Raw genomic sequence first — 26,564 nt, forward strand, 5'->3', positions numbered from 1 at the left:
GTCACTGGCGTACGTTGGAGGGCGTCGTGGAGCGCGTCACGGTGCGGACGCAGGAACCGGAACCTGCGACGCGTGTCAGTGTGGCACAAGCGTCGATGCCTCCGCCGGGGAACGACACGACGCTCGCGAGGGTGGGTGCGGCCGCAGGATCCGGCGACTGCTCGCGCATCAGGGCGAACAGCCCCGCCACATGGGCTGCCGCATAGGACGAACCCGAGACCAGGTTCCACTGCGCGCCGGGGAGCGTGGTCGGCACGTCGCGGCCCGGCGCGACCAGCGCACCCGGCGAGGCCCGCTCGCCGCTGTCGTCAGCGACGGCCACGACGCCGGCATGCGAGGCGGGAAAGCCGCCGTCCGGCAGGCTCCGGTCGACCGCGCCAACGACGCTGATCCTGCGCGAGAGCGCCAGGTCGAGCAGCTTGTCCAGCAGGCGATCAGGCGGCCCACTGAGGCTCAGGTTGATGATGTCCGCGTCATGCAGGATCGCGAAGTGCAGCGCCATGGCAAGGCTCAGGCTCGTGCACACGGTGCTCTGGCTGCTCTCCTGCCAGCAGGCCCGCAGCGCCAGCAGGCGTGCGTCCGGTGCGACGCCGACGATGCCGACGCCGTTGTCGGCACGCGCGGCGATGATGCCGGCGACCGCGGTGCCGTGGTCCTCGGCCAGGTCGCCGCGGCCGTCGACGAAGTTCTCCTTCAATGCCACCTGCCCCACGAGGTCCGGATGGCGGTCGTCGACCCGGCTGTCGACGACCGCGACCCGCACGTTGCGGCCGGTCGAGATCTCGTGCAGGTCCACCAGGTGCCAGGCCTTCGCCGCGGGCTGGAGCGAGAACAGCGGGTCGTCGTGACCGCGCGCCCGGAAGACGTTCATCTGCTGGGCCCAGGCCACGCGCGGGTCGCGCGCCAGTTCCTGCGCCACGCGTTCGGGCTGCTGGCCGTCCGGCACGATCATCACGAAGCAGTCCACGCCCAGCAGCGGCAGCGCCCAGTCGGTGACCAGCGTCAAGCCGTGCTCGCGTGCGAGCTCAGCAGCCACGCGGCGGCGCGCGCCATGGGCGGGGCCGTCGCCATAGCCGCCCGAATAGGCGTTCTCCGGCCGAAAGTGCTCGGGCGGCAGGCGCAGCAACAACAGCACCTGCTGCCCGGCGGCCGGCGCTGCCGAGGGCGGGTCGCCCGGCGCGGCGCGGGCGAGCGGCTGGACCGCGGCAAGCGCGATCAGCCAGGCGACGACCAGCCACCTCATGGCACCGCCCGACCGTCCAGCGATTCGACCAGCAGCACGGCCTTTTCCTGGCGCAACTGCTTCACCGCCGTCGCTTCGAGGCCGGCCGGCACGGCCAGCAGGTAGGCATCGGTGGTGGTCGGTCCGTAGACCAGTCGGGCCCTGCTGTCGCGCAGCACGCGCCGCATTTCCTGCTCGGTCGCCTCGGGGCGGAATCGCACGATCAGATTGCCGGCGGCGCCGGGTGCCGCACCCGGGTCGCCGAGTGCCCGGAAGCGTTGTTCGGGCGCGATCGGCAGGATCAGCACGCCGCACAAGGCCGCGACGAGAACACCTTGCGCCAGCATCGCCCAGCGCGTCCATGCCGGGCATTCCCGCCAGCGAGCCCCGAGCCGCGCCAGGAGGCCCTGGCGCTGCCGCGGCGGTGCCGTGACGGCGATGCGCTCGCGCAGCAGCGCGAACCCCTGGTCGACATCGGCCGGTGCAGCGATTTCCGTCGGATAGGCGCCGTGAAGCGCGCGTTCCAACGCGAGCTCGGCCTGGCAATGCGGGCATTCGGCAAGGTGGGCTTCGATACGGGCACGCTCGTCGGCGTCGAGGCTCGCGCCGACGTACCACGGCAACATCGACTGCACCTTCTGGTGCACATCGGTGTCGAGATAGACCACCCGCCCGGTCACAGCCAGTCCTCCAGTTCGCCGGCGAGCAGGATCTTCAGCCTGCGCCGTGCATGGAACATGCGCGTCTTCACGGTGTCGACGGGACAGCCGACGATCTCGCTGATCTCGCGACAGCCGATGCCGTGGAAATAGGTCAGGTGGACGACCGCGCGCTGCTCGTGCGAAAGATGGTCGAGGGCCTGCGCGAGTGCACCGCGCAGTTGCGATTGCGTCGCGTGGAACTCCGGGCCTGTCTCCAGCGGCGCGGGACGATCGTCGTCGTCCTGGTCCTCCACGGGCTCGTCCAGCCGGCTCAGCGCCTTCATGGCCTTGCGATAGGCGATGGCGAAGATCCAGGTCGACACCTTGGAGCGGCCGTTGTAGGTGCCGGCCCTGTTCCAGACCACGAGCATCGTGTCGTTGAGCAGTTCCCCGACGAGTCCTGGCCGTCGCGTCACACGGTCAAGGAACCGCGACAGCCGCGGGTGATAGGCGCGATACAACTGCTCGAAGGCCTGGAGCTCGCCGTTCGCCGTGCGGTCGATCAGGCGCGCCTCGGCGCGTTCGGCCAGCAGGGACAGGTCCTCGGCCTGCGTCCGGATGGCATCGCGGGGCATGCTTGGCATGGGAGGCTCGTGCGGAGGGGCGGTCGGTTCACTTTACTCCGTGCGGCGGGTTTGGAAATGGACGGGGACGGAGCGTGCGGGTCCGGCTGTTCATTCCCAAAAGCAGCCGATCGGTTCAATCACCATGGCGTCGGGAGCGCCGTATACCGAATCGCGCGAAGACGCCAGCGACGAAACGATTCGTCCGGCGCAAGTGAGTTACCGCTTGCATCACGCTGTGGAAAAGATCGATGGCCTCGAACACGCCCGGCGTGCTGCGCTGCACGGTCCCGATGCACGGAAATCGTGCCGCTCCCAATGAGAAACCCCCGTTGTGCAGTGCACCAAAATGCGAAAGTCAAGGCTTTGTTTTCCCCGAGACCGGTGCATGACTCTGTGGATAACAGCTTGGACATCTCGCCCGGGCCGCATCCCGCTTGGCCTTCCGCCGCGATGCTCAACGAACGGGCAGTCGCCGCCGCGCGAGACGAAGTCACATGACGCGGCGGAAAGTGCCGCCCGCGGTCGTTACTCGTTCGGCTCAGTCGATCTCCCGCTGCCAGGCCGCATACGCGCCGCACACCAGCGCGATCACCGCCATCACCTGAAAGCCGTCCAGCGAAGCCATGAAGGTCGCCTGCTGCTCGAGCACGCGCGAGAGAGCGGCAATCGCCAGCGCATGCGCTTCGCCAATGGCATGGCCGCCGGCCGTGAACCCGCGTGTCAGCATGTCCAGCGACTGCATGAAAGTGGGGTTGGATGCGCTGGCCGATTCGGCCAGCCGGGTGCCGTGCAGCGCCGTGCGATGCTGCTGCAACGCGATCACCGTCGCGGTCGCAAATGAAATCGCCAATTGGCGCACCAGGTTCTTGAGCCGGTAGCCGTGGGCGAAGTCCTCCGCACCGAACGCACGGAAGGTGAGGTTCGCGACCGGCAGCACCACGAACAGCATCATCAGGCCCCGCAGCAACAGCGGGACCACCAGTTGCAGCCGCCCCACCTCCGGCGACATGCGCGCGAAGAGCCATCCCGCCAGCGCGGCAATGCCGAAGCCCGTCACGACAAGCCACTTCTTGTGCGGGACCCGGGCCGAGAACTTGAGGTAGACGAAAAGCAGCAGGCCCGAAGCGAGCGAGGTCGCCCCGGTGAAATAGCCCGTATCGCCGACCGTGAAGCCAAGGCCGCCTTCCATCAATCGCGGCAGGAGGTAGCTGAAGCCCGTCGACAGGTAGTAGTAGACGACGTAGAGCGCCAGGCCGACCTGGAAGGTCGAGTGCTTCAGCGCGTCGAGCCGGACCAGAGGCGCCGGATGCTGCCACTGGTGGTACACGAACCAGGCGAGCCCCGCGATGCCCGCGAGGGCGAGTCCGATCAGGGTCGGCGAACCGGAGAACAGCTCGAAGTGCGCGCGCGTCAGGACCACCTGCAGCGCAGCCTGTGCCAGCGCGAACACGACGTAGGGCGCGTGGTGCGGGGCGGTGCGCTCGTGCGGCGCGACGTCGCCGATGTCCGGCAGGGTCCACAGCGCCATGACGCCGGTCAGCACCGCGACGGGCGCAGTGCACAGGAAGAGCGAGCGCCACTCGAAATGAGTGACGAGGTAGGCACCGACGATTGGCGCCAGCGCACCGCTGAAGACGATCAGCACCATGAAGGACTTGAGCGCCTTGGCGCGCCGCTGAGGCGGAATGCCGATCTGGATCAGGATGCGGCAGGCGCCGAGCATCGGCCCGACGAAGTAGCCCTGCACGCCCCGCGCGAGCATGAGCTGCACCGAGTTGTCAGCCAGGGCGGCGCACACGCCACCGGCGGCGAAGGCGAACATGCAGATCGCGAGATAGCGGCGATAGCCCAGGCGCTCGACCCAGGCATGCTGGTTCAGGATGCCCAGCACCGCGCCGAGCGCGTAGGCACTGGATGCCCAGACGAGTTCGTCGGCCGAGGCGCTCACGCCGCCGGCGATGTAGCTCGCGAACAAGGCGAACAGCGCGTTGTCGAAGTAGTCGATGCCGGTCACCATGCCGATGACCCACGGCATCCATGCCGCGATGTCGAGCCGGCGCTGGCCCGATGCGGGAACGGATGCACTCATCGCTGCTTGCCCTTTCGCGCCGCGGGCCGGACGGGTCCGGCCCGCCGGCGCTCTTCCAGCACCGATTCGAGCGGCTCGCCCTGGAGCCGTCGCTCCACGTAGTCGATGTCGCGCCGCAGTTGCGCCTGGAGCGTGGCGGCTTCCTTCAGTTCGCGGCGCACCTGGGCGACGCGGGTATCGAGCGCGTCGAGTTGCTTGACGAGCGTGTCCTTGAGTTCCTTCAGCGAAGCGTCGGAGAGCCGTGGGAGCCCCCCGCCGGCGGCGGGCTCGAAGGGCTTCTGGATCATCTCGGTGATCGAGTTGAGCGAGAAGCCGAGCGAGCGCATGCGCAGCACGCGCGCCAGCTTGTCGAGATCGGCGGCCTCGTAGAGGCGGTAGCGACTTTCGCTGCGCACCGGCACCACGATGCCGAGTTCCTCGTAGTACTTGAGGGTGCGCGGCGTGACGCCGAGCCGGGCGGCGGCTTCGCGGACGGTGAAGGTTTCTGGAACATCGGCCATGCCGCCATTGTACGTCAACGTGTACGTTCACGTACAGGTTTGCCGGCATGCGTGCGTGACCGCTCCGCCGCGCCCGCCGATATGATCGTCCGGTCCTACCAACGACGAGAGCGACGACATGCTGAATTCCCTGGCTCCCTTCCTGATCACCTGGGCGATCACCGCCTTCTCGCTCTGGGTGGCCAGCCATATCTTCAAGGGGATCAATTTCGACAGCGCCTCGGCGCTCGTGGTCTCGGCGCTGCTGCTCGGTTTCGCCAACGCGATCGTCCGGCCGCTGCTCATCATCCTCACGCTGCCACTGACGCTGGTGACCTTCGGGCTCTTCATCCTGGTCATCAACGCGTTGATGATCCTGCTGGTGTCGGCCTTGGTGAAAGGTTTCAGGGTGTCCGGCTTCTGGACGGCGCTGTTCGCGAGCATCTTCATCTCGGTGCTCAGTATCTTCGTCGGCGCCCTGATCGACGGTGGCACCCCGGAGACCCGCATCCAGATGCCGTCCGACGGAAAGTGGCTGTAGACACCATGGACGCAGGCTGGCTCTCCTTTCACCCGCATCCGTCGAAGCCGCATTTCGCGCCGCCGCCCGGGGCGGTCGACGCGCACTGCCATGTCTTCGGCCCGGCTGCGGAGTTTCCCTTTGCACCGGAGCGCAAGTACACGCCCTGCGATGCCTCGAAGGATCAGTTGTTCTCGCTGCGCGACCTGCTCGGCTTCGAGCGCAACGTCATCGTGCAGGCCACGTGCCATGGCACCGACAACAGCGCACTGCTCGACGCCCTCGCGCATTCGAACGGTCGCGCACGGGGCGTGGCCTCGGTCGCGCCGGAGGTGAGCGATGCCGAGCTTCACCTGCTGCATGAAGCCGGCGTGCGGGGCGTGCGCTTCAACTTCCTCAAGCGGCTCGCCGACTTCACGCCGCGCGACGTACTGATGGGCATCGCCGAGCGCATCGCGCCGATGGGCTGGCACGTGGTCGTCTATTTCGAGGCGCAGGACCTGCCCGAGCTCCAGGACTTCTTCACGCGTTTGCCGACCATCGTGGTGGTCGACCACATGGGCCGGCCCGATGTCGGTCAATCCGTGGACGGGCCACAGTTCGAGCGCTTCGTCCACCTGCTGCGCGAGCATCCGAACATCTGGTCGAAGGTGAGTTGCCCGGAGCGCCTTTCAGTGTCCGGCCCGCCGACCTACGACGACGTCGTTCCCTTTGCGCGACGGCTGGTCGAGACCTTCCCGGACCGCGTGCTGTGGGGCACCGACTGGCCCCATCCCAACCTCAAGACGCACATGCCCGACGACGGCACGCTGGTCGACATGATCCCGCGCATCGCGCCGACCGCGGCGCTGCAGCACAAGCTGCTGGTGGACAACCCGATGCGGCTGTACTGGGCGTGAGGTCTCCGCGGTTCGTGCCCGACGCCGCTTACTGCTGCGGAATCCCCGCCAGGCGGATGACGTCGGACCAGCGCTGAATCTCGCCCTTGAGCAGCTCGGCCTGCTGCTGCGGCGTGCTGCCCTGCGCCTCGACGCCGAGCTGGCGCAGCCGCTCCTTCACCTCGGGTGCGGCGAGCGCTGCGTTGACTTCCTTGTTGAGTCGTGCGACGACCGTCTGCGGGGTATTGGCGGGCACCGCAAAGGCATTCCATGACGCCACGTTGAACTTCGGCGCTCCGGTCTCCGCGACCGTCGGCGTGTCCGGCAAGGCGAATGAACGCTTGGCGCCCATGACCGCGATCGGACGCAGTGACTTCCCGCTGATCTGGCCGAGGATCGGCGCGAGGATCTCGACGCCCGCATCGATCTGCCCGCCGCGCAGGGCCGTGATCATCGCCGGCGATCCGTTGAAGGGCACCACCTGCGCGTCGATGCCGGTGCTGCGCACGAGCAGCTCGGCCGCCAGATGCTGCGTGCTGCCGACATTGATCGTGCCGATGTTGAGCTTGCCGGGGTTCGCCTTCGCGTAGGCCAGCAGTTCCTGCATCGACCTGAACTTCGAGTCCGCTGCCGTCACGACGGCCATGTCGAAATAGCCGAGCGTCGAGACCGGTGCGAAGTCCTTGAGAGTGTCGAATGGCAGGTGCTTGAACAGTCCCGCGCTGACGGCATTGCCGTTCGACATCAGCAGGACGGTGAGCCCGTCCGGCGCCGCCTTGGCCACGGTGTCGGCGGCCACCACGCCACCGGCGCCGGGCCTGTTGTCGATGACGATGCTCTGCCCCATGGACTCCGACATCTTCTGCGCGACCGTGCGCGCCGTGAGATCGGCGACGCCGCCGGGGCCGAAGGGCACCACGAGACGGATCGGCTTGGTGGAGGACGCCTGCGCATGGGCATTCGTGCCCACGGCGAATGCAGAGAGGGCGGCGAGGATCAGCGCTGAATGACGGGCGATCTCAAGGAAGGTGTTCATGAGTTTTCCGAAATCAATGCAAGGCACAAGCCAACTGTGGTGGGCTCGCTCTGGACCCGCCGCTCGCGTTCCGCGCGCAAAGACGTCGACTTCAGTGGCCGGTCAAGGGCCGCAACCAGTTTTCGACCACGAGGCCTGGAACCCGAGAGAAGTGCCGCGTGTTGTCCGTGACTACCACGGCGCCGATTGCGAGCGCATGCGCGACGACCATCTCGTCGAAGTCCCCGATGGGCTTGCCGCGGGCCTTCAAGGCGGCACGCAGTTCACCATGCCGGTTTGCCGCCTTGGCGTCCCAGGGCAGGATCGGCACGATGCGCAGGAACTCGTCGACGATGCGATGCAGCCGCACCGCCTCCGGGCGCTTGGCCACGCCGTAGCGGATCTCGGAGCAAGTCACAGCCGAGATACACCACTGGCCAGGGGGTAGCGCCTGCAATCGGGCATCGAATGCCGGATGGCCGCGAATCGCCTCGCTCGCCGCGTTGGTGTCCAGCATGTACAGCGTCATTCTTCCCAGCCCTCGAACGGGTCTCGCTTTTGCTCGACCTGCTCGCGTTCGGCCAGAAAGTCTCCAGTCATTGCGCCAAGCTGCTTGCGCAACTGCATGAACGACAGCCAGTCCACTGGCGAACGCGTGGACAGAATGACGTCGCCAGTGCTCTCATCGCGACGGATGTAAACCTCGGAGGCATCTTCGAAGCGAAACTCGGCCGGCAAGCGCACGGCCTGGCTGCCGCCGGTTGCAAAAAGTTTGGCGATGGACTGCGGCATGATGGGCACCCTCGTTGTATCTACAATTGTATGTACAGCGGTGAAGGCGGTCAACGCGGACCGCCCAAGAGCGCTTTTTCATGAGGCCCGGCCATCCGCCTGCGCTCGCCCTCGCCGCGCAGCGAAGGCCACGAACCACTCCAGGCTCCCCGGATTCGCCATCGCCTCGCGGTTCACGACCTTGTCGATCGGCTGGCCGAGCAGCAGCTTCTTGATCGGCAACTCCTGCTTCTTGCCCGAGAGCGTGCGCGGAATCTCCGCGACCTGGAAGATGTCGTTCGGCACGAAGCGCGGCGACAGCGAGGTCCTGATCGCGTTGTCGATCTTCGTTCGCATCGCGTCGTCGAGTTCGACGTCCGGCCGCAGCACAACGAACAGCGGCATGTAGCTTTCGCGGCCGAGGTATTCGAGGTCGACCACCATCGAGTCGAGCACCTCGGGCAGGCCCTCGACGGCGCTGTAGATCTCGCTCGTGCCCATGCGCAGGCCCTGGCGGTTGATGGTGGCGTCGCTGCGGCCGTAGATGATGCAGCCGCCGTCCACGCCGATCCGGATCCAGTCGCCGTGGCGCCAGACACCGGGGTAGGTGTCGAAGTAGCTCGACAGGTAGCGCGCGTTGCCCTCGTCGCCCCAGAAACAGAGCGGCATGGAGGGAATGGGCTTCGTGCAGACCAGTTCGCCGACCTCGCCGATCACCGGCTCGCCGGCCTCATTCCACGCCTCCACCGATGCGCCGAGGTAGCGGCACTGCATCTGCCCCGGCACTTCGGGCAGTTCGCGATGACCGCCGACGAAGCCGCCGCAGAAGTCGGTGCCGCCCGAAATGTTGTACCACCACACGGCGGGCGAGCCGGCCGCGAGCACCTGCGCCGTGCCCCAGCGCTGCGCGTCCTCCGGCAAGGGCGAGCCGGTGCTGCCGAGCGCGCGCACGCGGCGCATGTCGCCGCAGTCCTTCACCTGCAGGCCGGCCTTCATGCAGTTGGTGAAGTACGCGGCGCCGGCGCCGAAAAAGGTCACCCGGTGCCGCGCGACGAAGCGCCAGAGCACGCCCCAGTCGGGCTTCTCCTTGCTACCGGCCGGGTTGCCGTCGTAGATGCAGATGGTCGATCCGAACGCCAGCCCCGAGAGCTGAGAGTTCCACATGACCCAGCCGGTCGAGCTGTACCAGTGATAGCGCTCACCGAAGTTGTTGGCGCTGTAGCTCGGCCCCAGGTCGTGGTGCAGTCCGCAGGCAAACATGTTGATGAGGATGCCGCCCTGACCATGCACGATCGGCTTGGGCAGGCCGGTGGTGCCGCTGGAATAGACGATCCAGATCGGGTGGTCGAAAGGCAGCCACTCGGGCTCGAAGGCTGCGGTCACTTCATCGTCGCGCGCGACGGCAGTCGTCCATTCGGCTTCGGCCGGAATCTGTTTTGCTGCGAAAGGCGTGCGGACGAGCAAGAGCTTCCGCACGCTCGGCAATGCGGAGCGCAGCTCCTGCACGACCGCACTGCGGTCCAGCGGCTTGCCACCGTAGTGCACGCCATCGGCCGCGATCAGCACCTTGGGCTCGATCTGCCGGAAGCGATCGACCACCGCCGCGGTTCCCATGTCGGGCGCGCACACGCTCCACACGGCGCCGATGCTGGAACACGCTAGGAAGGCGACCATCGTCTCCGGCACATTGGGCAGGTAGGCCGCGACGCGGTCTCCGCGCACCACGCCGAGCTCGCGCAAGGTCAGCGCGAAGGCCGCGACCTGGCGTCGCAGTTCGGGCCACGACATCTCGCGCACTCCGCCGAGTTCGTTGTCGCTGATGATGGCCCGCATGCCGGCCGCGTGCGCCGCATCGGCATGCCGCAGCACCTCGCGCGCGTAGTTGACCTGCGCACCGGGAAACCAGCGCGTGCCGGGCATCCGCGCATCGACCAGCACGGTGCTCGCCGGCGTGGGCGACTGCATGCCGAAGTAGTCCCAGATGCTCTGCCAGAACGCAGGCAGGTCAGTGACCGACCAGCGCCACAGCGCATCGTAGGAATCGAAGGCGAGGCCGCGCTCGTCGCGCAGCCAATCCTGGTAGAGACGGATCCGGGGAATGAAGGGGGGAGAGTTGGGTTTCACCTGTGCAGCCTAACGCGCCAGCACGCCCCTGTTCAATGCGGGAAAGCACAGTGCCCTTACTTGTAAGCGACACAGGTTCGTGGTGTACTTTCCGGTGACCCGGCACCCCATCATTCAAGGAGCGAACATGTCTGTGCGCATCAACGACGTCACCCCCGATTTCACGGCCAACACCACGCAAGGGCCCATCAAGTTCCACGACTGGATCGGCGACAAGTGGGCCGTCCTGTTCTCGCACCCCAAGGACTTCACCCCGGTGTGCACCACCGAGCTGGGCTACATGGCGAAGATCGAACCCGAGTTCACCCGGCGCAACGCGAAGCTGATCGGCCTGAGCATCGACCCGGTCGACGCCCACGAACGCTGGGCCAAGGACATCGAGGAAACACAGGGCTACCTGCCCAAGTACCCGATGATCGGCGACACCGACCTCGCCGTGGCCAAGCTCTACAACATGCTGCCCGCCGAGGAACCCGGCACTTCCGACGGCCGCACGGCGGCAACGAATGCGACCGTGCGCTCGGTCTTCGTCATCGGCCCCGACAAGCGCATCAAGCTGATGCTCACCTATCCGATGACCACCGGACGCAACTTCGACGAGATCCTGCGCGTGCTCGACTCGATGCAGCTCACCGCCGCGCACAAGGTCGCCACGCCGGCCAACTGGAAGAACGGCGAGGACGTGATCATTGCCGGCTCGGTGTCGGACGACGATGCGAAGAAGCTCTTCCCCGAAGGCTGGAAGGCACCGAAGCCCTACCTGCGCGTCGTGAAGCAACCGGGCTGATCGCGCCGCCGCACAGCTGCTGCACCGCACCACCGCCGGACGCACCATGGTCTTCGAGCAGATCCCGACCGGCGGCTGCCAGTCCTACCTCATCGGTTGCGACCAGGCCTGCGTCGCCGCGCTGATCGATCCGGAACTGAGCCAGATCGACCACTACATCGCGCTCGCGGCGCGCGACGGCGTGCGCATCCGCTACCTCATCGACACGCACACGCACGCCGACCACTTCTCTGCCACGAAGGAGCTCGCACGGCAGCTCGACGTGCCGGTCGTGATGCATCGTGCAAGTCCCGCCCCCTTCGTCGACATGCGCATCGGCGACGGCGAGATGGTCGTGCTCGGCAAGCTGCGGCTGCAGGCCCTGCACACGCCGGGCCACACGGCCGACTCGATGTGCCTGCAGGTCGAGGACCGGGTGTTCACCGGCGACACGCTGCTCATCGGCGGCACCGGCCGCACCGACCTTCCCAGCGGCGATCCCGAGGCGCTGTACGACAGCCTGTTCCATCGCCTGCTGCACCTCGATCCTGTGCTGCAGGTGTACCCGGCGCACGACTACAAGGGGCGCGGCCATTCGACCATCGCCGACGAGATCGCGACCAATCCGCGCCTGCAGAAGCGCGAGCGCGCCGAGTTCGTCGAGATGATGCGCAACCTGAACCTCACGATGCCGACGCACATCACCGAAGCCCTGCGCACGAACATGAGCGGCGGCAAGACCGTGGCGAGCCTGCTCGCGGAGGCGACGTCTTCCGTACCGTTCATGTCGCTGTCCGAACTCAAGTCACGGGTCGAAGCGGTGGAGGACGACCTCATCGTGCTCGACGTGCGCGAGCGCGATGCGTACGAAGGCGGCCACATCCCCGGCGCCCGGTTGCTGCCGCGCGGCCAGCTCGAACTGCGCGTGAACCAGGACCTGCCCGACCCGACGCGGCGCATCCTGGCCTGTTGCGAACTGGGCTACATCTCGACGCTCGCCGCCGCGACGCTGCGATCCATGGGCTTCATGCGCGCCGTGGCGCTCGACGGCGGCATGAAGGCGTGGAGGGAAGTGGGTTACCCGCTGAAGACCGGCAAGGAGCCCTGAAGCGACTGCCGAAGGAGACGTCATGAACTACCGCAACCTCACGCTGCTCTGCGTCCTCACGACGCTGGTCGTCCTCGCGGGCTGCGAGCCCAAGCCGCAGGCGCCGAAGGCGACAGCCATCAGTTCCCAGGCCGCGCTCGCCTGATGGCGCGCCTCAAAGCGGCATCAGCGACTTGATCGCCTCGACGATCTGGGCAAACGGCACCTGGGTCGCCGCCACGCAGATCATCGGCACCAGTGCGGCCAGCACGACCGGCAGGATGCTCTCCAGGGTGACCGGCATCGGCAGCATGCGCTTGATCAGGTCATAGCCTGCGGCGAAGTCCGCCAGCGAGGACGGATCGGGCGCCCCGAGCATCTCTTCGGCCGGCTGGACCTCCCGCCCGGACACCCATTTCGCCTCGAACGCAAGGTTGTGCCGACTCGCAATCGACCCATAGTGCGCCAGGCCCTTGCGCTTCAGTGTCACGAGCCGCGGCGTGAAGACCAGCAGGGGCAGGACGAACGCGATGGCAAAGAAGGCGATCATCCCCAGCAGCGCAAACTTGAAGCTCATCAGGCTGGCATCGCCATGCACGACCAGTTTCAGCACGGTCGCGGCGATGACCGTGCTTTCCGCGAAGACGAACAGCACATAGGTCTGCGGATACTGCCCCATGAAGGCCAGGCCGCCGCAGCGATCCGGATGCGTGGCGACTAGGCGAAGGTCGCAGCGCGAGATGTCATACAGCATGAGTCCCCAGGTCACGAAGCGCCACAGCCACCGGCCGAAGAGAAAGCCATACAGCGGCAGCGCAACGAACACCGTCCACCAGCCCGCGAGCGTCAGCTGGAACGTCCCATCGACCACGCGCCCATGCCAGGTGCCCGCGGTGGTGGTCACCGGCGCCCTCAGCAGCCAGAAGTAGGCGAACACGTAGGCAATGACGAGCACGGCGAGTTCCGCCAGCCACCAGCCGGTTCGGCGCTCCATGTTCTTCCGGGCGACGATCATGCCGGCACGCGCCGCTTCCGGCACGATGCCCCGGGCCTCGAATTGCTCGATCAGATGCGCCATGCGATCGTCCGAGGTCTGCTCCATCCACACGAGGGAAGCGATGGCGATGGCGATGGCGTAGGTGCTGTAGTCGAGCAGGATGGCCCGCTCGTGATTGGCATCGAGCGCGAGCCCCTCCAGGGCCGCGAGCAGCACGGCAGGGATCCACGCCACGGCGACGAACAGCACGGCCCGGCGTCCCACCGCAAGGTCGGTGTCGGACAACAGGCCTAGGCGACGCTGCAGCCGATAGAACGGACCGTGCCTGTTGAAAGAAACCTGCATGCGCTGCGAGCCCTCCTGGCCCCGGGCTTCCAGGGCGCGGCAAATGCTAGCTCAATGCCGTCGATTGGCAAGCAGCCGCGGCGTGCTCCGGCGTCCCGCTGCCCCAAGGGGCAATCGGCGCTGCCCTTTGCCCGATGGGCAAGGCCGGCGTACGGTTTCACCATGCCGGGAGCCATCGTCCCGCGTCGCTCATGGAAGAACTGCTCCACACCTCCGCGCACATCCTGTCGCGACTGCTCGAAGCCGCGACTCTCGTGTTGCTCGCCCTCGGCGCGCTGATGGCGGTCATGAACCTCTTCACCGGCTTTCTCGCGGGTCGTCCGCCGGCGGAAGTCGCGCTGGGTGTCTGGCAGGGGCTGTCGCGCTGGATGATGGTGGGCCTGGAATTCCTGCTGGCCGCCGACCTGGTGTCGACGGTCGTCTCGCCGAGTTGGGACGAGCTCGGCCGCCTGGCTACCATCGCGGGCATCCGGACCGTGCTCGGCTTCTTCCTCGGACGCGATCTCGAGGCTGCCCACAGGATGGCCCGCGAGAATGCGGAACTGGCTGCCGCCATCGCGGCCGGTCGGGACAAGCAACCATGAGCGAGCGGGCGGCTCCGCCTGCCGCCAACCGGCGTTGCGCCAAGGAAAAATCAACATGACGCTTTCCGGATCGCACACCTTGCTGGATCGCCGCGCGATCGTCGCGATCACGGCCCTCGCGCTGCCCGGCGCCGCGATCGCGGCGCCGGGACACGGCGGCTACCTCCTCGACACGACCCAGGTCTTCACCCTGTTCTTCATCACGCTGGGCCCGCTCAAGCTGCTGGGACCGTTCGCGCAGTCCACCCACATGCTGGACGTGCGCGCGTTACGCGCGCTGGCGTTGAAGGCCGCCGTGATCGCCACCGTCGCCCTGGCCGCAGGCGGCTTCATCGGAAGCTCGCTCGCGGACAAGTGGCTGGTGCCCGCCGGCGCGCTCCAGTTCACGGCCGGGGTCATCTTCTTCGTCATCGCGCTCCGAGGCGTCCTGGCGCAGTACGAGGCGCCACCTTCCGCTCCCCCCGCAGCCTCGGCGACACCGCCGAACCCGATGAAGATCGCCTTCCCGATGCTGGTGACGCCCTACGGCATCTCCGCCGTGATCCTCCTGCTGACATTGAGCAGCGATGCGCAGCGCACCGTGGCCACCATGGCCGTGCTCGCGATCGTGATGGCGCTGAACCTTCTCGCCATGGTCTTCGTGCGAAGCATCATGCGGCCCGCCGTGGTGGGCGTGCTGCAGGTCCTGGGTGCGGTGCTGGGGGTGATGCAGGTCGCACTTTCCGTGTCCATGATGCTGGGCTCGCTGTACCTGTTGGGCATCCTTCACCTCGCCTGACGACCTACATTCTTTTACAAGCCTGCCCCTAAGGGCAGACCTTTATCGGGGTTGGAGCTCCGTGCGAGTGGCAAACTGGCCGACAACATTCAACGAGGTTCGCTCGTGGATGCGGCCCCTGCGGCGGGCCCGACGCGAGGCACCTTCGACGGAGACGTTATGAACTCGGGTGCAAGGTCTGCTTCTGCAGCTGTCGACTGGCTGCGACCCCGATCGCACGCATTGGCACTGGAGCCGCGCATCCTCTTTGACGGGGCAGCGGCGTCGGCGGTCGACCAGCAGCACCATGCCGATCCGGCGCACGCGGCAACGGCAACGCCCGTCGAGACCGCCGCTGCTGCGGCGCGCCCCGCCGCCGACGCGCCGCCCCCTTCCACCCCGACGCCCTCCGCCCCGCATCAACTGGTGGTGATTGACAGTCGCGTCGAGAACCGCGACCAGCTCACGGCCCAGTTTCCCGCCGACGCCCGGCTGCTGGTGGTCGACAGCCGCACCGACGGGCTGGCGGCCATCTCCGCGGCGCTGGCCGAAATGGGCCCCGTGGATTCGATCCAGATCTTCTCGCACGGTGCGGCAGGCCAGTTCACGCTCGGCAACCGCACGCTCACCAGCGACAACATCGACCAGGCCAGCAGCGTGCTCGGCAACTGGCGCGGCGACCTCGCACCCGGCGCGGACATCCAGCTCTATGGCTGCAACGTCGGTGCGGGGGTCGCGGGCCAGGCGCTCGTGAACGAGCTCGCCCACTGGACGGGTGCCGACGTCGGCGCCTCCAATGACAACACCGGCAGCGCGGCCGCCGGCGGCAACTGGACGCTGGAAGTCCGCAGCGGCGATGTCGACAAGCCCATTGCGCTCAGCGCCAGCACGCTCGCCAGCTTCGACGGCCTTCTGGCCGCCGGGCCGACCGTCGGCCTGTCCGGCGGCACCGATGCACTGCTCGGCGGCCAGTTCAGCTTCACGGTCAACATGAGCAACACGTCGGCCGACGACGGCTACGGCCCCTATGTCGACCTCTTCATGCCGGCAACCGGAAAGGACGGCGACGACGGCGCCACCTTCATCGCCGCCACCTACCTCGGCCAGCCGGTGAAGTCCTTTGTGCTGACTTTCGATGCGGCCGGCAATGCCACGCATCCGCTGGCGCGGGATTCGAGCGGCAATCCGGTGGTCATCAACGCGGCCAGCGTCGGCATGCGCCCCGGCGACCAGATGGTGGTGCTGCAACTGCCCTACGGCAGCCTGTCGCAGGACCAGCCGACGGTCGCCGTGCAAGTCACGGCGCAACTCAGCAACCTGGCCGACACCAGCCTCTCGAATGGCACACCGGACCTCACCGTCCGGGCGCGCGGCGGCTTCCAGTTCGGCAACGACGCGCTCGACAACCCGACGGTCGATCCGAGCCTGATCGAAGGCTCGCTCCACGACTTCGTCGTACACCCCACGCTCGTCACGATCGACCAGTCGATCAACATGCCCGAGGGCGAGACCGTCACCGGCCCGAACTTCCCGCACTCGCAGACAGTCACCGTCACGCCTGCGCCTGGCCAGACGCTCACCGACGTGTCGGTCACCCAGGATCTGCCGGGCGACGTGCAGGTCACCTCGATCGTCCCGGGTGCGGGCGGCACGCTGAGCTCGATCACGTTGCGCGACGGCACCGTGATCACCAACCCTTCGGAGATCGCGGTGGCCATCGCCAGCGACAGCGTGTTCCTCAGCAGCTACACGATCACCTACGCCGCGCTGAGCGCGCCGACCAACACCGTGGTCAATTTCTACGTGCCCGAATCGGGCGCGGACGGCTCGGCGGTCGTCAACCCCGCGACGGGCGACGACACCACCATCACCTTCGGCGCGCCGACCGTCAGCGGCAGGTGGACGCCGATCGACCCGCGGGACGTCGTCCCGCCTGCCACCGATATCGGCTTCAGCGACACCGGCGATGGCACCAACGCGAGCTTCGTCGCGAAGTCCGTCAGCCTCATCAAGCAGGCCACGGTGCAGACGGATTTGGGCACATCGGGCCTCAGCCCCGGCGACACGCTGCGCTACACGCTGAACGTGGCGATCTCCGACTTCTTCGCCGTCGGCCAGAACTTCTTCGGCGACGGCAGCTTCAGGATCACCGACACGCTCGCCGACGGCCAGACCTTCAATGGCCCGGCGACCTTCAGCGTCACGCGCGCCGGCATCACGCAGAGCATTCCGTTGATCGTCACGAGCACGCTGAACCCCGACGGCACGACCACGCTGGTCTTCGATCTGGCCGCCTCGCTGCAGGCGGCGTCGAGCGGGCCCGCGGCGCTCGGCGCGCTGGTCGGGGACCTGGCCTTCGAGGACTCGCGCGACGGCGCCACCACGGCGGTGATCAGCTACGGCACCACCATCGCGCAGACCTACGTGACGCCGCACCCGCCGCACCCCGAGATCAACGAAGGCGACGCGGTCGGCAACAACGCGACGGTGACGGGAACCCTCCTCGTCGACGCCATCAACCTGACCGGCTTCGACGAGTCTGACGGCTCCGCGACCACGAGCACGATCCCCACGCGCCAGGTCGACATCCAGCTGGTGTCGGTCAACAGCGGCCCGCCGGCGGCCACGCCAGAGCTGCACCCGGGCGACGTGGTCACCTTCCGCATGAGCTACGACCTAGTGACCGGCGACTACGAAGGCTTCCGCCTCACTGCCTACATGCCGCAGCCGCTGCTCAACCTCGCGGGCGTCACCTGGAGCCAGGGCGCCGGCATCGGCCAATGGACACTGGGGCCGGGCAACACCAACCCCGATGGCGTGGACTCGGTCACCACCGGCCCGGGCAACTCGGTCGTCTTCGACTTCGGGAACTACGTCAACTCCACCGTCAACGGCAGTCGCATCGAAGTGCAGTTCACCTTGCGCGTGGGCGACCAGCCCTTCGCCGACCAGCGCGAGCTCGACGTGCTGGCGCAGTCCGACCAGCAGACGACGATCGTGAAGAACCATCTGGTCTCGTCCGACGTGGCGGTGATCACCTCCGTGGCCGAGCCGGTGCTGGACATCCGCCATGGCGTTGTGTCCACCAGCCAGGGCACGGTGACCGGCACCACCGGCACGTGGAACGCACCCGGATCCGCCGGCGTACCTTTCCAGGGCAGCGTGACCGACCTCGCGGCGGTGGATGGCAACGTCACCGGCATCGATGCGGGCGACACCGTGCGGCTGGCCACCGCCATCGAGAACCGCGGCGGCGGCGGTGCCTTCGATGTGCAGACCACCGTCACCCTGCCTGCGGGCCTGGGCTTCGTCGGCGGCAGCCTGGCCACGGCGAACCTGCAGATCTATCGCGGCGACGGCACCCTGCTCGTCGCCGGCACCGACTACAGCGTGGCCGGCAACGAGATCACCTTCCTCGACGCCGGTTTCACCCCCACGCTCGCACCCGGCCGCCCGGGCACGGCCGCCGATGCGAGCGGCGCCAACATCGTCGTCATCACCTACGACGCGGTCGTGAGCGGCACCATCGACGCGGCCCGCACCCTGCAGAGCACTGCCGCGCTGACCCACTACGCCAGCGTCGAGGGCGGCTCCGACTTCGCGCCGACCGACATCACCGAACTGGCCAACCAGCAAGTGGCGTCGCCCGCGGTCATCAAGACCTTTGCGGGCGGCAGCCTGGACAACAGCGACTCGAGCGCCACGCACACCACCGGCAGTGACCTGGTGATCGGCGAAAGCATGCTCTACGACATCGTCGTGACTCTGCCCGAAGGCACCACGCAGTCGCTGCGGCTGGACGACCTGATTCCGGCCGGCCTGCGGCTGGACACGAGCTTCAACGGCGGCCTCGGCTACCAGCTCATCACGACGACGGCCGGCAGCGCGGCGCTCGCCGCGGACTTCAGCGGCACGATCACGCCCGGGGCGATCAGCGCCCTGTCGGGCACCATCGGCGGCGACGGCGCCGGCGCCCGGCTGGCCTTCACCGCCGCCGGCGCCACGGCGGACAACGTCATCGGCAACAACAGCTTCGTGGTCCGCCTTCGGCTCGTGGCGAGCAACGTCGCGGCCAACCAGTCGAACCGGGCGCTGCAGAACAGCGCGCAGATCACTTTCAGCGACCCGGACACCGACACGCCCAATGGCGCCACGCCCGTCGATCGCACCGTCGCGCTGACCGGCGGTACCCCCACCGTCACCGTACGCGAGCCGACGCTGCAGATCGCGCAGACGCTGGTCACCGATCCGGGCCTGGGTTTCGACGATGGCGATCCGGTCGAATTCACCATCACGATCAGCAACGGCAACGGCGGCAGCGACTTCGACGCCTTCGACATCAGCCTGCTCGACAACCTGCCGACCGAGATGAGCAACCTGGCGATCGCCGGCGTCGCCTACCAGGGCGCGGCGACCAATCACGGCGGCGTCGATTTCGAGATCGTCGGCGGACAGTTGCGCACCGCCTCCGGCGCCAACATCGACATCGGCAAGGGCGGCAGCATCGTGCTGCGCATCACCGGCGTGGTCAACGCCTCGGCCGCCGCGGAGTCCGCCTTCACCAACACGGCGCAGGTGCAGTGGACCAGCCTCGACGGCACCACCGCCGGCACGGCCGATCCGACTGGCGAACGCACCGGCGTCGATGGCGGTCTCGGCACCGGCGTGCTCAACGACTACCGGCGCAACGTCACGCTGAGTTTCGACGTGGCCCAGGCCATCCAGGTCTCCCGCGTCGGGGGACTGCCGAACACGCCGGCCCTTTCGCCGACCTCCGGTGAACTGGAACAGGTCACCATCGGCGAAGTGATCCGCTACCGCGTGGTGGTGCTGGTGCCCGAGGGCAACAACCCCAATTACCACGTGCAGGTCACGCTGCCCGCCGGCCTCGGATTCATCACGCCCGATGCACTCCAGAACGTGGTGCGCGTCGCCCTCATCTCCGAAAACGAAATGTCGACCGACGTCAACCTGGTCGTCGGCGGCACGCTGTTCATCTTCGGCAACGAGAACAGCCCCGAAGCGCAGGACATCACGCCCGGTCTCTCGGGTCCCGCGCCGACCGGGGTGTTCAATCCGGCGCTCATCCACGTGGTCGTCAATCCCGACGGCAGCCAGACCGTCACCTTCGACTTCGGCAACCTGGTCAACGGCAATCCCAACGACCCGGACCGCGAAGGGATCTCGCTGGAGTTCAACGCACGCGTGCTCAACCAGGCTTCCAACAGGGCGGGCGCGGTGCTCAACGTGACGGCCCTGGAACTCGTCGGTGGAGGGTCGCGCGCGGTCGGCAACATCGTGGGCGAGCGCATCGTCGAACCGGCCTTCGCCAGCGTCGACAAGCGCGTGATCGACTTCAATCCGAATCCGGCCGGCACGACCGGCACGGCCACCGTGGCGCTGACCTTCGTCGAGAGTGGCACGCTGTCGGCCTTCAATACCCATCTCGTGGATTCGTTCCCGGTCGGGAGCGGCTACAACTTCGTGAGCATCTCGCTGAACGGCACGGTCTATACCGCAGCCAATCTCCCTGCCGGCATCACCGTCGGCACCGCCGGCGGACTGACGGTCGATTTCGACCAGCTCGATCCCAACACGCGGATCCAGGTGATCTACCAGGTCACGCTGCCGAATTCCGCAGCGATTGCGAGCAGCAACGCGGTGCTGACGTGGTCGAGCCTTCCGGAGACCTTCACCACCTGGGGCGGCACACCGGTGGGCGTCGATGGCACCGTCAACGGTGAACGCACCGGCATCGGCGGCGCGCCGAATACCTATGTGCTCGCGGAAGGCGCGGGCCTTGGCATCATCCAGGGCACGCTGTGGGACGACACCGCCTCCGCCACCCCCAGCGCGGTGCCCGACGGCCCGGCGCTTCCCGGACAGACCGTGAGCCTGACCTGGGGCGGCGTGGACGGCAATCTCGCCACGACGGCCGACAACCGCGTGTTCACGACGACGACCGATGCCAACGGGCAGTACCGCTTCGGCGTGCTGCCTGCCGGCGTGTTCCGCATCGACACGCCGACCGGCACCATCAGCTATCCGCAGCCGCTCGGCGACCTGCGCGTGCGCATCGACACGCATGCGGCGAGCCCGCTCGGGCAGATCGTCGTCACCCTCGGCGAAGGCGCGACGGCCGCCGCGAACGCCGGCTACGTCGAGCAAAACGATGCCCCCGTGAACCACCTGCCCGCGGTGGCGCCCGACGGCCTCGAGGACGTGACGCTCGCCATCAGCGGCCTGTCGGTGACCGACGTCGACGCCGCCAGCGGCACGCTCGACATCACGCTCTCGGTGCTGAACGGCACGCTGTCGCTGACGAGCGTGCCGGCAGGCGTCACGGTGAGCGGTTCCGCCACGGCGACCTTGAGACTCAGCGGCAACCTCGCGGCCCTCAACCTCGCGCTGGCCAACCTGCAGTACCTGGGCAACCAGGACTTCAACGGCACGGACACGCTCACCATCCTGACCAACGACCGCGGCAACACCGGCGATGCGAACGGCGACGGCACGCCGACGCAGAACCCGGCCGACGCGCTGACCGATCAGGACACCCTCGCGATCGTTCTCGCGCCGGTGAACGACCAGCCCGTGGCGGTCGACGACGCCGCGGACGCCACGGAGGCCGGCGGCAGCGACAACCGGCAGGTCGGCGTCGATCCGACCGGCAACCTGCTGGACAACGACACGGATGTCGACATCGCCACCAATGCGGACGAGCTGCGCGTCATCACGGTGGGGCTGGAAGGCACGCCGGAGCTTCCCTTGCCATCGATCGGCGCGAGGACCTTCGCCGGGCTCTACGGGACGCTGACCGTCGGCCTGGGCGGCGGCTACCAGTACGTGGTCAACAACGACGACCCGGCCGTGCAGGCGCTGCGGCTTTCAGGCCAGACCCTGGTCGAGCGCTTCAACTACACGCTCTCGGACATCGAAGGGCTGCGCGACAGCGCGGTGCTGACGGTCACCATCCACGGCGCCAACGACACGCCCGTGGGCGCGAACGATGTCGGCAACGCCGTCGAGGCCGGCGGCGTGAACAACGGCACCCCGGGCAGCAACGCGACGGGCAATGTGCTGTCGAACGACACCGATGTCGACAGCGTCGCCAACGGCGAGACCCAGCAGGTCACGGGCGTCCGCAATGTCCCGCCCCTGGCGCAGGGCCCCGTGTCCATCGTGAACCCGGGCACCACGGGCGCCAACGGAACGGTCGTGATCGGCCTCTACGGAGCCCTGACCATCGGCTCGGACGGGAGCTACCGCTACGTCGTCTTCGACAACGATCCCACGGTGCAGCGCATGGTGCCGGGCGATACGCTGAACGACATCTTCAGCTACCGGGTCACGGATGCCGCGGGACTGGACGATCTGGTCGAGCTGCGCATCGTCATCGGCGGCGCCAACGACAACCCGGTCGCGAGCGACGACCATGCCAATGCGCAGGCCGCGTCCACCAACGGCAATGCCGCGGAAAGCAATCCGGCCGGCAACGTGATCCTCTTCCCGAGCCGCCCGGGCACCATCGACCAGCCCGGCGGCAACGGCGTGGATACCGACGTGGACCGCACGGACACGCCCAATACGCTGCTGGCCGTGAACGGCATCGGCACCGGACCGGAAAGCTCGGCCCCTCCGCTGACCCCCGTGGTGCCCGGTACCAGCGTCGTCAACGGCACTTCGATCGCCGGCACCTATGCCTTGCTGGGCGGCGTGCCGGTGACGGGCGATTTCGGCACGCTGGTCATCGGGGCCGACGGCGCCTACACCTTCGACGTCAACAGCGACAACGCGACGCTCCAGGGTCTGCAGGCCGGGCAGACGGTCGACGTCATCTACACCTACCGGATCACCGACACCAGCGGCCTCGTCGACACGGCGCAGCTCGTCATCACGGTGCGCGGGGTCAACGATCCGCCAGTGGCGCAGAACGTCGTGGCGCTGGCCACCGAGCGCGGTGGCGTGGCCAATGCGACGCCGGGCGTCGATCCGACCGGCGATGTCACGAGCGTCGCCTTCGATCCCGACGGCGATCCGTTGACCGTGACCTTCGTGCGTCCCGGTGCGGAGGGCGCGGGCGGCACCGACACGCCGGTCGGCCCGACGGGCGGGGTCGTCGCCGGCCAGTACGGCACGCTCACCCTGCAGGCCAACGGCACCTACACCTACGCGGTCGACAACGCCAACGCTGCGGTACAGGCCCTGCGCCAGGGCTCCGACGTGCTGATCGAACGCTTCACCTTCACGATCGATGACGGCAACGGCGAGACCGACCTGGGCGAGGTCATCGTGCTCGTCCGCGGCCAGAACGACAACCCGGTGGCCGCCGACGATGCCGCCACCGCCGTGGAGGCCGGCGGCCAGAACAACAACCAGCCGGGCGTCGACCCGACCGGCAACGTGCTCGCCAACGACACCGACGTGGACGGCGGTGAAGTCGCCACGGACCCGATCGACTATGGCGAGACGCATGCGGTGTCGTCCGTGCGCACCGGCACCGAGGCGGCGTCCGGCACCGCGGGCGTGCTCGGTACCGAACTGCGCGGCACCTATGGCTGGCTGACCTTGAACGCCGACGGCGCCTACACCTACCGCGTGGACAACAACGACCCCGCCGTGCAGGCCCTGCGCCGCGACATCGACACGCTCGGCGACAGCTTCAGCTACACGGTGATCGACGCGGCCGGCGCGCAGGACCGCGCAACCCTCACGGTGACGATCCAGGGCGCCAACGACACACCCACGGCGAACCCGACCAACGTCGTCGCCATCGAGGCCGGCGGCCTGAACAACAGCACGCCGGGCACCGACCCATCGGGCGACGTCCTCACCCTGTTCGATGACGTGGATGGATTCGGCGAGACGCTGCAAGCCTCCAGCATCATCCACGCCACAGGCGCGGGTCCCGTCAGCGGCGTCATCGGCACGCCGTTCACCACCAACTACGGCACGCTGCTGCTGAACGCCGACGGAACGCTCAGCTACACGCTGGACAACAGCAATCCGGTCGTCCAGGCGCTGCGCACCCCTTCCGACACGCTGGTCGAGACCTTCGTCTACCAGATCCGCGACCTCGCCGGCGCGACGAGCTCGGCACCGCTCACCGTCACGATCCAGGGCCGCAACGACAACCCGGTTGCCGTGGACGACGTGGCCTTCGCGACGGAAGCCGGCGGCACCGCCAACGGAACGCCCGGGGTCGATCCCACGGGCAATCTGGTGGCCAACGACACCGACGTCGATGCGGGCGACACGCGCACCCTCACGGGCATCCGCGTCGGCCCCGAATCGGAGAGGACCGACTTCGTCGCGGTAGCTGCCGCCCATGCCATCAACGGCACCTACGGCACCCTGACCGTGGCCGCCAACGGCGCCTACAGCTACCAGGTCGACAACAGTCTGGCGGCGGTGCAGGCGATGCGGCCTGGAGACACGTTGACGGAAGTGTTCAGCTACAGGATGCGCGACACCGCGGGTGCCACCGACATCGCCCAGCTGACCATCACCGTCCGCGGCGCATGGGACGCGCCGGTCGCGGTCGACGACGTCGCGGTGGCCGTCGCGAACAACGGCGTCGGCGTCACGGTCAATCCGTCCCGCAACGTGCTGGACAACGACACGGATGTCGACCGGGCCGATGTATTGAGCGTCAGCGGCATTCGCGTCGGACAGGAAGCCGCCGGCGGCGCGCTACAGCCCGTGAACGCGGGCACCACCAATGCCGACGGGACGGCGATCGACGGACTCTACGGTCGGCTGATCATCGGCGCCAACGGTGCGGCCAACTACTTCGTCGACACCACCAATCCCACAGTGCTGGCGCTCGGGCCGCTGCAGTTCGTCGACGAATACTTCACCTACCAGGCGACGGATCAGGGAGGACTGAACGACCTGGCGCAGATCCACATCGCCATCCGTGGCGTCAACGATCTCCCGGACGGGGTTGCGGACGTCGCGGCGGCGGTCGAGGCCGGTGGCCTGAACAACGCACAGGCGGGCGTCGATCCCCGCGGCAACGTGCTGGCCAACGACGTCGACCTCGAAAGCGATCCGCTGGTCGTCACGTCGGTGCGCACCGGCACCGCGACAGGCACCGGCGCCGCCGGCACGCTCGGCACCAGCCTGCGCGGCCTGTACGGCGATCTCACGCTCAACGCCGACGGCAGCTACACCTACGTGACCGACAACAGCCTGCCGGCGGTGGAGGCCCTTCGCACGAGCGGCCAGACGCTGAGCGAGACCTTCACCTACACGCTGGAAGACATCTGGGGCGCGCCCGGCACGGCCGAGCTGCGCGTCACCATCGACGGACGCAACGACACGCCCATCGCGCGCGACGACAACGCGACCGCCGTCGAGGCCGGCGGCATTGCCAACCGGACGCCGGGGGTCAATCCCACGGGCAACGTCCTCGTCAACGACAGCGACGTCGACAGCGTCGCCAACGGCGAGACCATGCAGGTGCTGGGCGTGAGCAATGCGATCGGCCAATCGTTCGATGCCGGCCGGGTGCTGGCCGTGAGCAATGCCGTGGGGCAGACCGCCGCCCCCGGCCAGGTGCTGATGGGCCTGTACGGCCAGCTGACGCTGAACGCCGATGGCAGCTACAGCTACGTGCTCGACAACGCCAATCCCACCGTGCAGGCGCTGCGGAATCCGGACGAGACGCTGAGCGAGACCTTCACCTACCGCATTCGCGACACCGCCGGCGCGACGTCCGAAGCCCATCTGAATGTGCTGATCCGGGGTGCCAACGATGCGCCGGTCGCGACGGACGACAGCAATGTCGCTCTCGGCGAAACGCCCGCGCCGCACGCCAGCGGCAACGTGCTTCCGAACGACACCGACGTGGACGGCGGCGACGGCCTGCAGGTGATCGCGATCCGCACCGGCGCGGAGACAGGCTCCGGCACCGCCGGCGCGCTCGGGCAGAGCGTCGTGGGACGCTACGGCACGCTCGTGATCCATGCGGACGGCAGCTACACCTACACGATCGACCAGACCAATCCCGACGTGCTCGCCGCCGGCAGGCTGGGCCGCGTGCTGCAGGACGTGTTCACCTACACCATCGCCGATCGCGCGGGCGCCACCGATGCGGCGCAACTGCTGATCAACCTCGACATCCCGGCGCCGTACGTCGCGCCGCCGTCGGACAACTACTTCTCCTTCCTCCTGGATCGCGACTACCGGGAGCCAGTGCAGCTAGGCATGCATCCCGCCATCTACATCACGCCGGTCGTGCAACAGATCGACGCCGCCCTGACCGTCTCCGCCTGGAGCAGCGACGGCACCCAGGTCCTGTGGCAGCTGACGCCGGAGATCCGCAGCACCTCGCTGGGCGCCGGCCTCGGCGAGGTGCCGGACCAGCACGTCGCGCGCGCCGTCGATGCGAGCCGGCGCAACAGCGAACTCGACACGGCCCGGATCGCCGGGCGCGAGGGCCGCGTCAGCCTCAGCGCCGACGGGCTGCTTGCCAACCCCTCGCTCTTCACCGTCGATGCCGACGACCTCGCGGTCACGGCGGACGAAGCGCCGTCCGATCCGCAGACCGCCCTCGGCTTCATGGAGCAGTTGCGCGAGGCCGCGCAGCGCCTTCATCCGCTTGGGCAGGCAGGCATCGCCGCACCCGAACCGAACCGCCTCTGACAAGACAAGGAAGA

18 protein-coding genes are annotated in these 26,564 nt (G+C 67.9%); 8 read left to right on the plus strand and 10 right to left on the minus strand.

Going from position 1 to position 26,564, the window contains the following annotated elements; all coding sequences use genetic code 11:
• Position 1: 1 nt before the first annotated feature.
• The 5 genes from ACSFBL_RS17460 to ACSFBL_RS17480 form a co-directional block, all read right to left on the minus strand.
• Positions 2 to 1,243 (minus strand): S8 family peptidase, encoded by a 1,242-nt coding sequence (locus ACSFBL_RS17460; protein WP_435517057.1) that lies wholly within the window; start codon positions 1,241 to 1,243, stop codon positions 2 to 4.
• A complete protein-coding gene (locus ACSFBL_RS17465; protein WP_435517058.1) occupies positions 1,240 to 1,902 on the minus strand; it encodes an anti-sigma factor family protein in 663 nt (220 codons plus the stop codon). Before ACSFBL_RS17465 ends, ACSFBL_RS17460 begins: the two co-directional genes overlap by 4 nt.
• Positions 1,899 to 2,507 carry an RNA polymerase sigma factor gene (locus ACSFBL_RS17470; protein ID WP_435517059.1) on the minus strand — a complete coding sequence of 203 codons (609 nt, stop codon included), beginning with the start codon at positions 2,505 to 2,507 and terminating at the stop codon, positions 1,899 to 1,901. The genes ACSFBL_RS17465 and ACSFBL_RS17470 overlap by 4 nt, the downstream gene beginning before the upstream one ends.
• A gap of 520 nt (positions 2,508 to 3,027) precedes the next feature.
• Complete coding sequence (locus ACSFBL_RS17475; RefSeq protein WP_435517060.1) at positions 3,028 to 4,578, minus strand: MFS transporter; 1,551 nt, start codon at positions 4,576 to 4,578, stop codon at positions 3,028 to 3,030.
• On the minus strand, positions 4,575 to 5,078 hold the full coding sequence (locus tag ACSFBL_RS17480) for a MerR family transcriptional regulator (RefSeq protein ID WP_435517061.1): 504 nt from the start codon (positions 5,076 to 5,078) through the stop codon (positions 4,575 to 4,577). The genes ACSFBL_RS17475 and ACSFBL_RS17480 overlap by 4 nt, the downstream gene beginning before the upstream one ends.
• Positions 5,079 to 5,196: 118 nt before the next feature.
• Between ACSFBL_RS17480 and ACSFBL_RS17485 the strand changes: the two genes are divergently transcribed.
• Together ACSFBL_RS17485 and ACSFBL_RS17490 are read left to right on the plus strand one after the other, a co-directional pair.
• On the plus strand, positions 5,197 to 5,598 hold the full coding sequence (locus ACSFBL_RS17485) for a phage holin family protein (RefSeq protein ID WP_435517062.1): 402 nt from the start codon (positions 5,197 to 5,199) through the stop codon (positions 5,596 to 5,598).
• A 5-nt stretch (positions 5,599 to 5,603) separates the two neighbouring features.
• On the plus strand, positions 5,604 to 6,476 hold the full coding sequence (locus ACSFBL_RS17490; protein WP_435517063.1) for an amidohydrolase family protein: 873 nt from the start codon (positions 5,604 to 5,606) through the stop codon (positions 6,474 to 6,476).
• Positions 6,477 to 6,504: 28 nt separating this feature from the next.
• Here the strand turns inward: ACSFBL_RS17490 and ACSFBL_RS17495 are convergent, their stop codons facing one another.
• The 4 genes from ACSFBL_RS17495 to ACSFBL_RS17510 all read right to left on the minus strand — a co-directional run bounded on the left by ACSFBL_RS17495 (position 6,505) and on the right by ACSFBL_RS17510 (position 10,365).
• A complete protein-coding gene (locus ACSFBL_RS17495) occupies positions 6,505 to 7,491 on the minus strand; it encodes a Bug family tripartite tricarboxylate transporter substrate binding protein (protein ID WP_435517064.1) in 987 nt (328 codons plus the stop codon).
• 91 nt (positions 7,492 to 7,582) lie between these two features.
• Positions 7,583 to 7,999: a type II toxin-antitoxin system VapC family toxin gene (locus ACSFBL_RS17500; protein WP_435517065.1), complete on the minus strand. Its 417-nt coding sequence runs from the start codon at positions 7,997 to 7,999 to the stop codon at positions 7,583 to 7,585.
• Positions 7,996 to 8,262 carry an antitoxin gene (locus ACSFBL_RS17505; protein ID WP_435517066.1) on the minus strand — a complete coding sequence of 89 codons (267 nt, stop codon included), beginning with the start codon at positions 8,260 to 8,262 and terminating at the stop codon, positions 7,996 to 7,998. Before ACSFBL_RS17505 ends, ACSFBL_RS17500 begins: the two co-directional genes overlap by 4 nt.
• A 78-nt stretch (positions 8,263 to 8,340) precedes the next feature.
• On the minus strand, positions 8,341 to 10,365 hold the full coding sequence (locus ACSFBL_RS17510; RefSeq protein ID WP_435517067.1) for an acetoacetate--CoA ligase: 2,025 nt from the start codon (positions 10,363 to 10,365) through the stop codon (positions 8,341 to 8,343).
• A 127-nt stretch (positions 10,366 to 10,492) separates the two neighbouring features.
• On the opposite strand from ACSFBL_RS17510, the gene ACSFBL_RS17515 reads away from it, so the two are divergent.
• Genes ACSFBL_RS17515 through ACSFBL_RS17525 form a run of 3 tightly spaced genes read left to right on the plus strand, consistent with a single transcriptional unit; the run spans position 10,493 to position 12,384 of the window.
• Positions 10,493 to 11,152, plus strand: a complete 660-nt coding sequence (locus tag ACSFBL_RS17515; protein ID WP_435517068.1) for a peroxiredoxin — start codon at positions 10,493 to 10,495, stop codon at positions 11,150 to 11,152.
• Positions 11,153 to 11,198: 46 nt separating this feature from the next.
• The gene (locus ACSFBL_RS17520; protein ID WP_435517069.1) at positions 11,199 to 12,239 is read left to right on the plus strand and encodes an MBL fold metallo-hydrolase; all 1,041 of its coding nucleotides are present in this window, start codon (positions 11,199 to 11,201) and stop codon (positions 12,237 to 12,239) included.
• A gap of 22 nt (positions 12,240 to 12,261) precedes the next feature.
• Positions 12,262 to 12,384, plus strand: a complete 123-nt coding sequence (locus ACSFBL_RS17525) for a hypothetical protein (protein ID WP_435517070.1) — start codon at positions 12,262 to 12,264, stop codon at positions 12,382 to 12,384.
• 9 nt (positions 12,385 to 12,393) lie between these two features.
• Here ACSFBL_RS17525 and ACSFBL_RS17530 read toward each other — a convergent pair whose 3' ends face one another.
• A complete protein-coding gene (locus ACSFBL_RS17530) occupies positions 12,394 to 13,560 on the minus strand; it encodes a hypothetical protein (RefSeq protein WP_435517071.1) in 1,167 nt (388 codons plus the stop codon).
• Between the two features lie 191 nt (positions 13,561 to 13,751).
• Here ACSFBL_RS17530 and ACSFBL_RS17535 point away from each other — a divergent pair, with 191 nt between their 5' ends.
• From ACSFBL_RS17535 to ACSFBL_RS17545, 3 genes are all read left to right on the plus strand, one after another.
• Positions 13,752 to 14,144, plus strand: a complete 393-nt coding sequence (locus tag ACSFBL_RS17535; protein ID WP_435517072.1) for a DUF1622 domain-containing protein — start codon at positions 13,752 to 13,754, stop codon at positions 14,142 to 14,144.
• A gap of 55 nt (positions 14,145 to 14,199) precedes the next feature.
• Positions 14,200 to 14,922 (plus strand): MarC family protein, encoded by a 723-nt coding sequence (locus tag ACSFBL_RS17540; protein WP_435517073.1) that lies wholly within the window; start codon positions 14,200 to 14,202, stop codon positions 14,920 to 14,922.
• A 159-nt stretch (positions 14,923 to 15,081) separates the two neighbouring features.
• Complete coding sequence (locus tag ACSFBL_RS17545; protein ID WP_435517074.1) at positions 15,082 to 26,550, plus strand: VCBS domain-containing protein; 11,469 nt, start codon at positions 15,082 to 15,084, stop codon at positions 26,548 to 26,550.
• Positions 26,551 to 26,564: the final 14 nt, after the last annotated feature.

It is taken from the genome of Variovorax glacialis (assembly GCF_051216375.1).
Lineage (GTDB): Bacteria > Pseudomonadota > Gammaproteobacteria > Burkholderiales > Burkholderiaceae_C > Variovorax.

Bases quoted from the DNA above. Each gene is read 5' to 3' on its own strand.
- ACSFBL_RS17460 (WP_435517057.1), bottom strand. From the start codon at position 1,243: ATGAGGTGGCTGGTCGTCGCCTGGCTGATCGCGCTTGCCGCGGTCCAG.
- ACSFBL_RS17470 (WP_435517059.1), bottom strand. From the start codon at position 2,507: ATGCCAAGCATGCCCCGCGATGCCATCCGGACGCAGGCCGAGGACCTG.
- ACSFBL_RS17475 (WP_435517060.1), bottom strand. From the start codon at position 4,578: ATGAGTGCATCCGTTCCCGCATCGGGCCAGCGCCGGCTCGACATCGCG.
- ACSFBL_RS17480 (WP_435517061.1), bottom strand. From the start codon at position 5,078: ATGGCCGATGTTCCAGAAACCTTCACCGTCCGCGAAGCCGCCGCCCGG.
- ACSFBL_RS17485 (WP_435517062.1), top strand. From the start codon at position 5,197: ATGCTGAATTCCCTGGCTCCCTTCCTGATCACCTGGGCGATCACCGCC.
- ACSFBL_RS17490 (WP_435517063.1), top strand. From the start codon at position 5,604: ATGGACGCAGGCTGGCTCTCCTTTCACCCGCATCCGTCGAAGCCGCAT.
- ACSFBL_RS17495 (WP_435517064.1), bottom strand. From the start codon at position 7,491: ATGAACACCTTCCTTGAGATCGCCCGTCATTCAGCGCTGATCCTCGCC.
- ACSFBL_RS17500 (WP_435517065.1), bottom strand. From the start codon at position 7,999: ATGACGCTGTACATGCTGGACACCAACGCGGCGAGCGAGGCGATTCGC.
- ACSFBL_RS17505 (WP_435517066.1), bottom strand. From the start codon at position 8,262: ATGCCGCAGTCCATCGCCAAACTTTTTGCAACCGGCGGCAGCCAGGCC.
- ACSFBL_RS17515 (WP_435517068.1), top strand. From the start codon at position 10,493: ATGTCTGTGCGCATCAACGACGTCACCCCCGATTTCACGGCCAACACC.
- ACSFBL_RS17520 (WP_435517069.1), top strand. From the start codon at position 11,199: ATGGTCTTCGAGCAGATCCCGACCGGCGGCTGCCAGTCCTACCTCATC.
- ACSFBL_RS17525 (WP_435517070.1), top strand. From the start codon at position 12,262: ATGAACTACCGCAACCTCACGCTGCTCTGCGTCCTCACGACGCTGGTC.
- ACSFBL_RS17530 (WP_435517071.1), bottom strand. From the start codon at position 13,560: ATGCAGGTTTCTTTCAACAGGCACGGTCCGTTCTATCGGCTGCAGCGT.
- ACSFBL_RS17535 (WP_435517072.1), top strand. From the start codon at position 13,752: ATGGAAGAACTGCTCCACACCTCCGCGCACATCCTGTCGCGACTGCTC.
- ACSFBL_RS17540 (WP_435517073.1), top strand. From the start codon at position 14,200: ATGACGCTTTCCGGATCGCACACCTTGCTGGATCGCCGCGCGATCGTC.
- ACSFBL_RS17545 (WP_435517074.1), top strand. From the start codon at position 15,082: ATGAACTCGGGTGCAAGGTCTGCTTCTGCAGCTGTCGACTGGCTGCGA.